The organism is Candidatus Tumulicola sp. (assembly GCA_035601835.1).
Classification (GTDB): Bacteria; Vulcanimicrobiota; Vulcanimicrobiia; order Eremiobacterales; family Eremiobacteraceae; genus DATNNM01.
The window spans coordinates 555,785-567,548 of the sequence record DATNNM010000011.1; the positions used below are offsets into that span (position 1 = coordinate 555,785).

Genomic DNA, 11,764 nt, shown 5'->3' on the forward strand with positions numbered 1-11,764 from the left:
ATCGGGTCTAAGGGCGGGCCCGGATGATCGTCGTCAAGCCCACCAAGTTCGCCGACGCCCACCTCTTCGTGCCTGATGTTTTCAGCGACGCGCGCGGCTATTTCAAAGAGACGTATGCGCGGCGAAAGTACGAAGAGCTCGGGATCGCTGATGAATGGGTGCAAGATGCCGTGTCTCGCTCGCGTAAGAACGTCTTGCGAGGCATGCACTACGACATGCGGATGGCGAAACTGGCCCAGGTCCTGGTCGGCCGCGCATACGACGTCATCGTAGACGTGCGCGAAGGTTCGCCCACCTACAAACAGTGGCAAGGCTTTGATCTCAGCGGCGACAATCACATGCAGGTCTACGTGCCCAAGGGCTTCGCACACGGTTTCTTGGCCCTGTCCGATGAGGTCATCTTCCATTATAAGATGAGCGCGCATTTCGACCCGCAACACGAGCGCGTGCTCAGCTGGAAAGACCCGTCAGTGGGGATCGAATGGCCGATTGAAGGCGAGCCGCTCTTGTCGCCAAAAGATGCCGCGGCCTGAGCTCTCGCGCGTGGCCGACTTGGCGGCCGCGCTGGGGGAACACGTCGTCGACCTCGAGCGCCGCATACAGGCGCTCGAATCCGGCACCAAGACGCCGAAGGCGATCGCGGCGAGCGATCTGCGCCGCATCACCAAGGCGTTGATGAGGTTGTCGCTCGAGTTGAGGAAGAACAGCTGATGGGCCTATTCATCACCCGGTCGATCGACGCGCTCACCAAAGAGACCGAGGAAATACAAGGCCCGACGCTGCGCCGGGCGCTGGGGCCGTGGGCGCTCATCGCGTTCGGACTGGGCAGCATGGTGGGCGGCGGCATCTTCGCGACCATCGGTCTCGGCGTGCACACCTACGCCGGCCCGTCCGTCGTGCTCTCCTTCATCCTGGCGGGGCTGGCGTGTGTGTTCGCGGCTCTCGCATACGCCGAGATCGCGTCGATGGTACCCGTGGCCGGAAGCGCGTATACGTATACCTACGCGACACTGGGCGAATTCGTGGCTTGGATCGTGGGCTGGAACCTGATCCTGGAATACGCGCTTTCGGCGGCACCCGACGCGAACATCCTTTCGGGCAACTTGCAGCAGTGGCTCGCCGGATTCAACGTGCACCTGCCGCTATGGGCCACCGCCTTCTTTTCGCCTGAACAGCACACGTACTTCGACGTCTTCGCTTTTCTCTCGTGCGTGCTCGTCGGCGTGCTCGTGGCGGCCGGCATCCGCGAGTCGGCCCACACCAACTCCGGACTCGTCGTCATAAAAATGGGGGTGCTCGTCCTCTTCGTGCTGGCGGCCATTCCATTTTTCCACTCGGCCAATCTGCACCCGTTCGTAACGCACGGCTGGGGCACCCAAGGTGTCATCGGGGCCGCCTTCATCGTGTTCTTCGCCTTTATCGGCTTTGACGCGACCACCACTACGGCAGAGGAAGCGAAAAACCCGCAGCGCGACATACCGATCGCGATTCTTGGGGCGTTGGGCATCGGAGCGCTCTTCTACGTGGCGGTTGCGATCGCGCTCACCGGCATGGTGCCGGCCACGCAAGTGAGCGAAAACACCCCGCTCTCGAGCGCATTTCAGACGGTTGGGCTCGGCCGTTACGCATGGATCATGAACTGGGGGGCGGGTTTTGGCGCGGTGTCCATCATCCTCACCGCCTTCGTCGGTCAGGCGCGGATCTTCTACGTCATGGCGCGCGACGGTCTTCTGCCCAAGGGCGTCGCAAGGATCCATCCCGTCTTCCGCACGCCCGCGCGCATGACCATCATCATGAGCGTCGTCGTCGGTGTGCTCGCCGCGATGTTCGACCTCAACACGCTGCTCGATTTCGTCAATATCGGCACGCTTGCTGCGTTCATATGCGTAAGCATCGGGGTCATCATCCTGCGCTATACTCAGCCGGATCGGCCAAGGCGTTTCAGGTCACCGTTTGTGCCCGTCTTTCCTGCGATAGGCGTCATCCTCTCGCTCGTGCTCGTCTTCTATGGAACCAATTGGATCGTGTGGACGCGTTTTGGCGTGTGGATGCTGATCGGCTTGGCGGTGTACGCGCTCTACGGATATCGCAATAGCGTGGAGCGGAGGGCGCAGCAAACACGGGGCTAAAGAGCCACGGAGCTAAAGCTCCGTGGCTACGTTAGATCTTGGAGGAGAGGGTCGCCGGCTCGAGCGAGACCAAATAACGCTGGCGGTCGCTCACCGTGCCGAATGTCTTCTTGCCCGAGGTCAGATGCAAGCTGTCGGTGATGTCGAGTTCGATGGACATGATGCGCTTATTGACGCGATCGTAATCGCAGCGGACCGTGACGCGCGCCGTGCCCGTCGCATAGCCAAGCGGCTCGCCTGAGTTGGAGTAGACCGGTTCCTTCATGGGCGCCGACCCTTCGCCGGACAGGCTGAAGACTTCCACGCCGAGCAACAAGTGCTGCGAATCCACCGCGTAGCGTATCGTCGGTCGCGCGGTCATGCCGAAGAGTTTGGTGCCGAGCTTCGCCGACCAACGATCGCCGACTCGCAGCGCGGCTCCGTCGTTAACCGCATTCTCACCGAGAAAGACCAAAGGCAAAAGAAAGACGCCGCCGAGATTGCCGTTATCGCGCGCGATCGTGCCGTCATCGCGGACCAGCGTCCAACCCGAACCGGGGTGTTTGACCGGCTTTCCGCCGGACACGACGGCGACGAGTTGACCGGAACGATATAAGCTGATGCCGAGCGAGGTCATGTCCTTGATGGCCACGTGTTCGCTGCCGTTGAGCGTCGTCGGCATCGCCGCCTGATCGACCTTGCGTCCGTAGGCGTCGCGCCCGACGATCGCCTGCGCCACGTTACCCGTCAAGGTGTAGTCAAGAACATCTCCGACGCGATGAGCCAGCGCCGCGCCGGCTTCCGGCGCCGACGCCGGGTCTGCCTGGGCAAGCGAGGCGCTGCATAAGAGCAGGCAGGTCGATAAGACACCAAACAAACGCATCGCGAGGATGACCTCCAGAAGATTTTTTTGTTTGGGAAAAGCTACCCGCGGCGTGTGATATGCACAGCGCCCGCGGTTGTCGGCACTTTCGCGTCGTCCGAGCCTTGCCCTGGCGTTCCGGTCGCCTATGCGGGACAGCTAGATCGTGACGTCAAGTCGTAAACGCATTGAAGACGACTGCGTGTTCAACGCAGGATCGTTATCGTAGTGGTGTTGCGACACGACCTCGAGGCCCGGCGCGAACTGCGGAGTCAGGTGCCACGTGAGTAAGCCGCTCAGGTTGAGCGTGTGACCTTCGCTTGCTGCGCCGCGCATGTTCATATTGGTGGCGCTCATCTGGATCTGGAAGTTCCTCGTCACGCCGCCCATGCTTTGACCGAGCGGCGCAGGTCGCCCACCGAACGTAAAACTGTAACTCGCGTTTTCGTTGAGCGTCGCGGACGACGTGCTGCTGACGGTCTGCGTGCCGACGAGCCCAAGCCCTATGACATGCGCTCCCGAAGTCAGCGCATAGAGCAGGCTCGCATTGCGCGTCAGCGAGTTCTGATCCGGGTTTGTTCCGTTCACCGCCGAAGTGAGCTGGTAGTCCGCGGTGATCCCGGAACGCACGAGCACGATGTGCCCGATGCGCGTCGTGTTGTCGATGCCCGCCGCCACGGCGCGATCTCGCTCGAGCGCCAGATTCAGCGTCGGCGCGTTCGCCGGCGTCATGCTGAAGACAACGCTGCCGGTCGATGTGTGGTTGAGAACAGAGCGCTGATCGTCACGGCCCCAGAGCAGCGTCACGTTCGAGATCATCGAGGTGGGAAGCGCCACCGATGCGGTGCTTCCCGCCCGATCGAATTGCGCCGACGCTCCGTTGCCGGCGCCGAAGGCCGGCCCGCCGTTGTGGTATTCGTAGTTGGCGGTCAGCGAGCCGACCGCGTATGCGAGCAGCGCCTTGTCCGAAGCATCGCTCAGGCTCGGGGTCGCTCCGAGCTCGTCGCGCGTGGAAGACTTGCCGCCGGTGAGCGTCGCCGTCAAGTGCGGCGTCAGCGCATCCGTGAACTCGAACACGCCGGCGCGGACGTCCAGCGGATTGAGGCCGCTCGTCGGCACGAACTTGTTGACGTTGTCCTGGCTGCGCGTGTAGGCGACGCGGAAAGCGTCAGCGCTGTTCGGCCCCCATTTCTTGGCGATGTCGAAAAGTTGGCCGGTGCGTTCGGTGGTGGCTTGGCTCGCAAGCTGCGCGTATCCGGCGCCGCCGTGGAACGTCCAACCGCTCGTCTTCACGTACGTCGCGTCGAGGCCGCGCAGCGTTTCCTTGCCGCCGATCAGCGCGGGCAAGTCCACGTCCGTGCGTCCGAGCACGTCCTTGAACTGCAAGCTGGGCAGCGGCGGCGGTGTGGCGGCGGGCTGCGGTGCCGGGGTCGGCGCAGGCGTCTCGATCGTTGCGGGAGCTGCGCTCGCGCCGGGAGCGGGCGTACCTGTTTTGACCGGCGTCGGGGTTGGCGGCGCGAAAGCGAGCCGGTCGGCCGGCGCATCCGTAGGCGAACGATACGCAACCGGAGGTTTGGGCGTATGCACGGGTCCCGGCGTCGGCTCGGTCGTGCCCGAAGGAGTGGGAGTCGCAGTAGGCGGCGGCGTGCCGCCAGGTGCGAGCGTGCTGCTCACGGTCGGCGCCGGCGAGCCGCTTGACGTGCCCGGCGTCGACGTCACCGGATTGATCTGCCCCGGCCCGGGCGTCGCGTCCGGCGCCGTGAGCGGCGCAGGCGTCGCGGATTGCAAAGTCGCCAGCGCGTCGATTCGCTTGGAAGTTGGATCAAAGGTGCCGGTCAGCGACAGCAGATCGTACGGCCACTGCACCGCCGTCGTGAGGCCAAGGTTCACGTTGGCTCCGCCGGCCGCGCCGGGCGCGCGCGTTTCGGCCGTGCCGTTCGCGCGGAATTGAGACTTGACGACGGGGCCCGGGTCCGGACCCGGTATGATCGTCAGCGGCTGCGGGTGGCCGAGCGCCACGACCCCGCCCTCATCCACGCTGATATAGACGCGCAGCAGATACGCGCCGCCGGCATCGATCGGCACGGAGTAGGGGATCAGGGTCGTCTGCGCGTCGTTGATGGCGCTTTGCGCGATTCGGAGCGGGACCGGATCAGCGCGCCGCACCACGTGACCGCGCGCGTCGTCGAGCTCGACGATCGCCTGGAGCGACGTAAGCCCGTCGAAGCGGACGACGAGCGGGGAGTTGATGCGATAGGTCAAGATGATGTTGGCATCGCTGCCGGCCAAGACCGGCGATTCGGCGAGCACGGCGGAATAGATCTGTCCGATGGGCACGCGGGTCAGGTTGGGTTGAACGCGCACCACGGCTCGCGCGAGCACGACATCCTGCCCAGTGTTGTTGGCGTGCAGCGTCGCGGTGTACGTGCCGGGCGCGGCGTAGGCGTGGTTGACGAAGAAATTCGACGTCGGAACCGGAGCCGCCGAACCGTCTCCGAATCGGATGAACTCGGACGGCAACGATCGGCCGCTGTTCGAGGCGTGAAAGCGTACCGGCTGCCCGGCCAACGCGGTCGTGGGCGTCGCGGTAAGCGAGAAGCTCGCCGGATCCACGATGGTGATCGTCAGTCGAGCGGCACTGGCGCAGCTCAATCCACAGGCCGGTTCGGTCAAGACGGCGGTGTACGTACCCACCGCGTTATAGGCATGGGTGGTCGTGACAGGGTATGGCGGGACCAAGAAAACGGGGGCGGTGCTGTCGCCGAAAGAGAGAGAGGTGTCGGTGTTGGCCGTATCCGACGCGGCGAAGGTTATCGTTTGACCGACAAGCGCCACGACTGTGTTCGCGGTGAGCGTCAGCACCGGCGCCGGGGCGGCCAGAATGGTTCGCATTGTCGGCGCAACCGACGTCGGGTTTACTCGGCTCGGCGCCGGAACAGGCGCGCCCCGCGACGGCGTGGTGATCTGGCGATTGATGACGACCGCATCCGCCGAGTGCGTAGCGGCTGCTGCGATTCCGGGTTCGAGCGCGCCGCACGACACGAGAGCCAAAAGACACCACGCGACAGTCTTCACAATACAACCTGCCCCTGGCGCACCCGGTGGAATCGCGCTCGCAGTTCCATCATCGCCCGGCCAATCCTTTACGGCGGAGCAGCCACCACGTAGGTGAAGAACATCTGCGGCAACACGCCGAGCACGATGACGCCGGCGGCGCCAAGCCCGACGGCAAGCCATGACGCCGCTGTGCCGTCGGCGATCTGCGGCGCTTCACCCTCGACCGGCACGAACATCTGCCAGATCACTTTGAAGTAGACGTAGAACGACACGAGCGTGCCGGCGATCAAGCTTATGCCCAGGGCGACGCCCCACGGCCCGGCCGTGAAGCCTTGCACGAGCAGCAAGACCTTGCCGTAGAAGCCGGCGGTGCCGGGGATGCCTGCAAGCGACATCAGGAAAAGAGCCATTGCCGCCGCGACCCAAGGCCGCCGGAAGAACAGTCCGCGATATGCATCGATGTCGGCGTAGGCTTCGCTGCCGTCGCCGACAAGCCCGATGACCGCGAACGCGCCCAAATTCATGAATGCGTACGCGAACAGATAGAAGAGCAGCGACGATAGTCCGCTTGCGCCGACTCCAGCGAGCGCGACCACGACGTAACCGGCCTGCGCGATGCTTGAAAAAGCGAGCAGCCGTTTGAGGTTGCGTTGGCGGATGGCGCCGAGATTGCCGACCAGCATGGAAAGGATCGCAAGCGCCCATAGCGGTATCAGCGCGTCGCTCGCGTGGCCGAAGACCGTGTACGCGACCCGCGCCAGCACCGCGAACGAAGCGGCTTTGACGGCCACAGCCATGAACGCCGTCACCGCCAACGGCGAGCCCTCGTAGACGTCGGGCGTCCATAGGTGGAATGGCGCGAGCGCGAGCTTGAACGCCAATCCGACGACGAAGAGAGCGAAACCGGCGATGAACAGCGGCGAAGAGACCGCCGCAGCCTTGGTCAAGGCTGAGAGCGCGATGCTGCCGCCGGCGCCGTACAGCAGAGCCGAACCGTAGATGAGAAACCCCGACGCCAGCGATCCGAGCATGACGTACTTCAGCGCCGCCTCCTGCGACGACTCGCGCGGGAAACCCGTACCCGCCAGCACGTAAAGCGACAGCGATAACAGCTCGATCCCTAGGAAGATGCCGATGAGATTCGTCGCGCCCGCCATCACCGTGCCGCCGATGGTGCACAGGATCAGCAGCGACGCGTACGAGGCGGGGTTCCCGCCGTCTTCCGCGCGTTTGAGCGATGACAGCAGAAAAACCACCGCCAGCGTCAATACCAGCAGCGTGTCGAAGCCCCACGAGAATTTGTCGTTGGCAAACGCTCCGTTCAGGGTGGACTGCGTCTTGCCGTAGAGCGGCAGCATGAACGCGAACGCCGCGATGCATCCGATGATCCCGGTGGTGTACAGCAGCCAGCGCGACGCGTTGCGCAGGATCAGATCGAGGAGCAGCACCAGCAAGCCTGCGGCAGCGAGCGCGAGCTCCGGCGCGAGAATCGAATAGTCGACGCCGACGCTTGTCATCATTTAGATTCCATGCTCGCTGCGCTCGCCTGGGTCACCGCATTGGAGGCGGGCACGCGATCATTCAGCCATGCCGGCCACAGCCCCAAGAAGATGATGGCTGCAAGCAGCGGTGCGACGAGGGCGAACTCGCGCGGTCGCAGCTCGAGCCCATCACGAACCGCCCCGGCGGGCAGCTTCTCAGGTCCATGCATCGACGACTGGAAAAGCTTCAACACGTAGACGCAGGCGATGACCACCGAGACGAGAGAGATCGCGACGAACACAGGTTGCGTCTGCCAGGCGCTCAGGAAGATGAGAAACTCGCCCGCAAATCCGGATAAGCCGGGCAACCCCAGCGCCGCCATGGACGCGATCAGCATGAAGACGCCGAAGCGCGGCGCGCGCACGCTCAAGCCGCCGAACGATCCGAGCTCGCACGTGCCGACCCGCTCTTCGATGAACCCCAACAGCAAGAAGAGCGCTGCCGAGATGAGACCGTGGCTGACGATCATGAGCACGCTGATCTGCACGACCGAGAAGCTGAAGGCGAACAGCGCCAAGATGACGAGCCCCAGATGCGAGAGCGAAGAAAACGCGACGAGCGTCTTGGCGTTGTTCTGCGCGAGCGCAGCGAAAGCGCCGTAGACGACGCTGCACACCGCCAGCACGAGGAGCAGCGGCGCCCATGCATGCGCGGCATTCGGGAAGAGCGGCAGCGCGAACACGATCAAGCCGTAGAGCCCCGCCTTGCTCTGAACGCCGGAGACCATAGCGACCAGCGGCGGCGGCGACTGCGTGTACGTGTCGGGCATCCATGCATGGAACGGGAAGACCGGCGTCTTGATGAGGAACGCCAACGCGAACGCCGCGAACAACCACCACTCCAGCCCTGCCGGCAATCCGGACGTGGCGCCGACCACCTCGAAGGTGTGCGTCTGCACGACCAGCCCGATGACGCCGGCAAGCAAGATCAAACCGCCCGCGCCATTGTAGATGAGATAGCCCCATGCCGCTCGGCGCGCTTGCGGAGAGACAGCATAACCGACGAGCAGCAAGAACACGGGGATCAGCATCAGATCCCAATAGATGTAGAACAGCAGAAGGTTGCCGGCGGTGAACAAGCCGAGCAGGGTCCACTCAAACGCGAGCAACAGCATCAGATAGCCGCGCAAGCGCGTCGCGTTGGCGTAGGTCCAGGCTGCCCACACCGCGGGGACGGCCACGAAGGTCGTCAGCAGGACGAAGAACACATTGATGCCGCCCAGGCTCACGTGATACGAGGCGACCACGCCGCTCGTGATCCACGGTACGACCTGTTGCGTGACGCCGTTCGGCGCCAACGGCACGACCAGCGCGCTCAGGATGAACGTCGCGAGGCTGCCCGCGAGCGCCGCGGCTTTGAGCACGCCGCTGCTGGTCCTCGGGATCAGCAGCATTAAGAGCGCGGCGGCAAGCGGCAAGAAGATGATGACGTCGATCAACATGATCTACAGCGTCCCGGCCGCCAGCGAACCGCGCGTGACGTAGAGGTACCACAGCAGCAACAAGGCGACGCCCACCACGATCGTCAGGCCGTAGCGCCGCAAGTAGCCGGTTTCCCATTTTTGGGAGAGGCCCCCGAGCAGCGTGGCCATCCAGGCAAACGCGCGGGGCACGCCGCCGATCGCGGCGGGCTCGACAAAGCGCGCGAACGCGTCCGCCAACGCGTAGGCCGGCTTCTCAAAGAGCCAATGGTACAGCGCGTCGATGTAATACGCGTTGAAAACCAGTGTGCGCACGGGCTCCAGGACGGCTCGGGCCCGCTCGCGCGCTGCCGGATTCGCTTGGTAGAAATAGTATGCCACGCCGACGCCGGCGAGTGCCAGTGCGAGCACGCCCAGCGACAGCAGCCAGTTGAATTCGGCCATGCTTTGGGGCAAGCGCGCATCCGCGAACGTGGCGGAGAGCGCGCCGCTGAGCGCGTCGTGACCGGGAAACACGAGCCAGCCGCCGGCGATCGACAGCGCCGAAAGGATGACGACCGGGATCGTCATGCTTCGCGCTTTGCCGGCATGCGGCTCATGCTCGCCGCGGTATTGGCCGAAAAAAGACACGAAGAGAAGGCGGAACATGTAGAACGCCGTCAAGCCGGCGGCCACGACGCCGGCACCGAAGAGCCAAGGATGGTTCAGGCGCAGCGCAGCATCGAGCACGGCGTCTTTTGAGAAGAAGCCGGCGAACGGGAAAATGCCGGCGATGGCGAGCGTGCCAATCAGGAACGTCCAGTATGCCAACGGCATGCGCTTGGCCAACCCGCCCATCTTGCGGATGTCCTGCTCCCCCGCGAGGTTGTGGATCACGATGCCGGCCGCCATGAAGAGCAGCGCCTTGAAAAAGGCGTGCGTCATGAAGTGAAACGCGCCCGCGGCATACGCCCCGACGCCCACGCCCAAGATCATATAGCCGATCTGACTCATCGTCGAGTACGCCAGCACGCGTTTGATATCGTACTGCACGCAGCCGATGGTGGCGGCGAACAGCGCCGTGGCAGCGCCGACGACCGCGACGATCTCCGCCGCCAGCGGCGCTTGGTCGTAGATAGGATGTGCGCGAGCGACGAGATACACGCCGGCCGTCACCATGGTGGCCGCGTGGATCAGGGCGCTCACGGGCGTCGGCCCCTCCATCGCGTCGGGGAGCCATGTGTGCAGCGGCAGCTGCGCCGACTTGGCGACGGCGCCCACCAAAAGCCAGATGCCGATCCAATCGAGCGCCGAGGTCGGGATGGACCCTACCGCTGCGAAGACGTTGGAAAACGCCACGCTGCCGGTGTGCGCATACATGAGGAACATAGCGACCATGATGCCGACGTCGCCGATGACGTTCATGATGAGCGCTTTGCGCGCTGCCACCACCGCGGCGGGCCGGTCGGTGTCAAAACCGATCAGCAAGTATGAGGCGAGGCCCACGCCGGCCCAGCCCACCAGAAGCCATAAGAAGTTGTCCGACATCACCAGCAGCAGCATGGTGAAGACGAAGAGATTCATGTGCGCGAAGAACGTGCGGTAGTTCTTCGACTCGGCCATGTAGCCCACCGAATACAAGTGGATGAGGAAACCGACTCCGGTGATGATCAGCATCCAGATGAGCGCGAGCGGGTCGGTGAGCAGCCGGAACGAGATGTTCAAGTACGAGGGCAGGTGCGCCCAAAAACCGTCAGCATAGCTATGCGCGTAGGCGACCTGCTGCTCCGGCGCCAGGCGAAAGGTGAGGATCGCAAGCGCCGCGGTCAGCGCGAAGGACAAGAAGATCGAGAGATTGGCGACGAGCGCACAAGCGTACCGATGGACGTATGGTCCGAAGATGGTGATCGCCGCCGCGCCGATGAGGGGCAAGAACAAGATGAGAGGCGCGGCGATCGAGACGAACTGATCCATCAGTCTCTCAGCACCGAGATGTCGTCGACGTCCACCTCGCGACGCCGTCTGAACACCATCACCACGATCGCAAGCGCGATCGCCGCTTCAGCCGCCGCTACGGTGATGACGATGAACACGAAGATCTGGCCCGACATATCCACGAAATCACGCGCGAACGCGACGAACGCGAGGTTGCCGGCGTTCCACATCAGTTCGATGGCCATGAGCATCGTCAGCGGATTGCGGCGCAGCAGAAAACCGATGACGCCGATGACGAACAGCGCCGCGGACAGACCGAGATAGAGCGACAGCGGGACCTGCGGCATGCTAGAAGCGCACCTCCTTGCGCCCCGCCATCAGCACGACGCCGATGATGGCGACCAGCAAGATGAAGGCGGTCACTTCAAACGCGAAGAGGTGCGTGGTGAGCAGCTCGCCCCCGAACGTGGCGACGCTGCCGAAATCTGCAGGCGCCGACGCGGCCGCGGGACCCCAGCCTGCGCCGCGCACGCTCAGGCCCATCACCACGAGCGCCGACAGGCCCGCGACGACCGACGGCAACGTCTGGAACTGCAATCGCCCAGGTCCGACTTCGACCGGCTGGGCGCCGACGGTCAACAGCGCGATGACGAAAAGGAACAGGACGAGGATGGCGCCTGCGTAGATGATGATCTGGATCATCGCCAAGAAGTCGGCGGACAGGCTCAAGAACAGCACCGCCAGCGCTGCGAAGTTGACGATCAAGCCCACCACCGAATGCACGGGTTGCCGGCTCGCGATGACGCCCACGCCGGAGATCAGAGCGACCGCGGCGCAGATCCAAAAGAGCGCGATCATGAA

Annotated in this window: 10 protein-coding genes; 3 read left to right on the top strand and 7 right to left on the bottom strand. The window is 64.0% G+C overall.

Going from position 1 to position 11,764, the window contains the following annotated elements; translation table 11 throughout:
* Positions 1–23 precede the first annotated feature (23 nt).
* The 3 genes from rfbC to VN934_07505 are packed head-to-tail and all read left to right on the top strand — an operon-like array spanning position 24 to position 2,129.
* Positions 24–533 carry a dTDP-4-dehydrorhamnose 3,5-epimerase gene (gene rfbC, locus VN934_07495; protein ID HXM18644.1) on the top strand — a complete coding sequence of 170 codons (510 nt, stop codon included), beginning with the start codon at positions 24–26 and terminating at the stop codon, positions 531–533.
* Entirely contained in the window at positions 520–711 is a 192-nt protein-coding gene (locus VN934_07500; protein HXM18645.1) for a hypothetical protein, read from the top strand. The genes rfbC and VN934_07500 overlap by 14 nt, the downstream gene beginning before the upstream one ends.
* Entirely contained in the window at positions 711–2,129 is a 1,419-nt protein-coding gene (locus VN934_07505) for an amino acid permease (GenBank protein ID HXM18646.1), read from the top strand. Before VN934_07500 ends, VN934_07505 begins: the two co-directional genes overlap by 1 nt.
* 31 nt (positions 2,130–2,160) lie before the next feature.
* On the opposite strand, the gene VN934_07510 is transcribed toward VN934_07505, so the two are convergent.
* From VN934_07510 to VN934_07540, 7 genes are all read right to left on the bottom strand, one after another.
* Positions 2,161–2,991: a hypothetical protein gene (locus VN934_07510; protein HXM18647.1), complete on the bottom strand. Its 831-nt coding sequence runs from the start codon at positions 2,989–2,991 to the stop codon at positions 2,161–2,163.
* 138 nt (positions 2,992–3,129) lie between these two features.
* Positions 3,130–6,045, bottom strand: a complete 2,916-nt coding sequence (locus VN934_07515; GenBank protein ID HXM18648.1) for a PKD domain-containing protein — start codon at positions 6,043–6,045, stop codon at positions 3,130–3,132.
* 68 nt (positions 6,046–6,113) lie between these two features.
* On the bottom strand, positions 6,114–7,547 hold the full coding sequence (locus VN934_07520; protein ID HXM18649.1) for an NADH-quinone oxidoreductase subunit N: 1,434 nt from the start codon (positions 7,545–7,547) through the stop codon (positions 6,114–6,116).
* Entirely contained in the window at positions 7,544–9,010 is a 1,467-nt protein-coding gene (locus VN934_07525; protein ID HXM18650.1) for an NADH-quinone oxidoreductase subunit M, read from the bottom strand. The genes VN934_07520 and VN934_07525 overlap by 4 nt, the downstream gene beginning before the upstream one ends.
* A gap of 3 nt (positions 9,011–9,013) precedes the next feature.
* Positions 9,014–10,942 (bottom strand): NADH-quinone oxidoreductase subunit L, encoded by a 1,929-nt coding sequence (nuoL, locus tag VN934_07530; protein HXM18651.1) that lies wholly within the window; start codon positions 10,940–10,942, stop codon positions 9,014–9,016.
* The gene (gene nuoK / locus VN934_07535) at positions 10,942–11,250 is read right to left on the bottom strand and encodes an NADH-quinone oxidoreductase subunit NuoK (protein ID HXM18652.1); all 309 of its coding nucleotides are present in this window, start codon (positions 11,248–11,250) and stop codon (positions 10,942–10,944) included. The genes nuoL and nuoK overlap by 1 nt, the downstream gene beginning before the upstream one ends.
* 1 nt (position 11,251) lies before the next feature.
* The gene (locus VN934_07540; protein HXM18653.1) at positions 11,252–11,761 is read right to left on the bottom strand and encodes an NADH-quinone oxidoreductase subunit J; all 510 of its coding nucleotides are present in this window, start codon (positions 11,759–11,761) and stop codon (positions 11,252–11,254) included.
* Between the last annotated feature and the right edge of the window lie 3 nt (positions 11,762–11,764).

What these genes read in the sequence shown, in the direction of transcription:
- rfbC (HXM18644.1), top strand. Translation starts at nt 24, where the DNA reads ATGATCGTCGTCAAGCCCACCAAGTTCGCCGACGCCCACCTCTTCGTG.
- VN934_07500 (HXM18645.1), top strand. Translation starts at nt 520, where the DNA reads ATGCCGCGGCCTGAGCTCTCGCGCGTGGCCGACTTGGCGGCCGCGCTG.
- VN934_07505 (HXM18646.1), top strand. Translation starts at nt 711, where the DNA reads ATGGGCCTATTCATCACCCGGTCGATCGACGCGCTCACCAAAGAGACC.
- VN934_07510 (HXM18647.1), bottom strand. Translation starts at nt 2,991, where the DNA reads ATGCGTTTGTTTGGTGTCTTATCGACCTGCCTGCTCTTATGCAGCGCC.
- VN934_07520 (HXM18649.1), bottom strand. Translation starts at nt 7,547, where the DNA reads ATGATGACAAGCGTCGGCGTCGACTATTCGATTCTCGCGCCGGAGCTC.
- VN934_07525 (HXM18650.1), bottom strand. Translation starts at nt 9,010, where the DNA reads ATGTTGATCGACGTCATCATCTTCTTGCCGCTTGCCGCCGCGCTCTTA.
- nuoL (HXM18651.1), bottom strand. Translation starts at nt 10,942, where the DNA reads ATGGATCAGTTCGTCTCGATCGCCGCGCCTCTCATCTTGTTCTTGCCC.
- nuoK (HXM18652.1), bottom strand. Translation starts at nt 11,250, where the DNA reads ATGCCGCAGGTCCCGCTGTCGCTCTATCTCGGTCTGTCCGCGGCGCTG.
- VN934_07540 (HXM18653.1), bottom strand. Translation starts at nt 11,761, where the DNA reads ATGATCGCGCTCTTTTGGATCTGCGCCGCGGTCGCTCTGATCTCCGGC.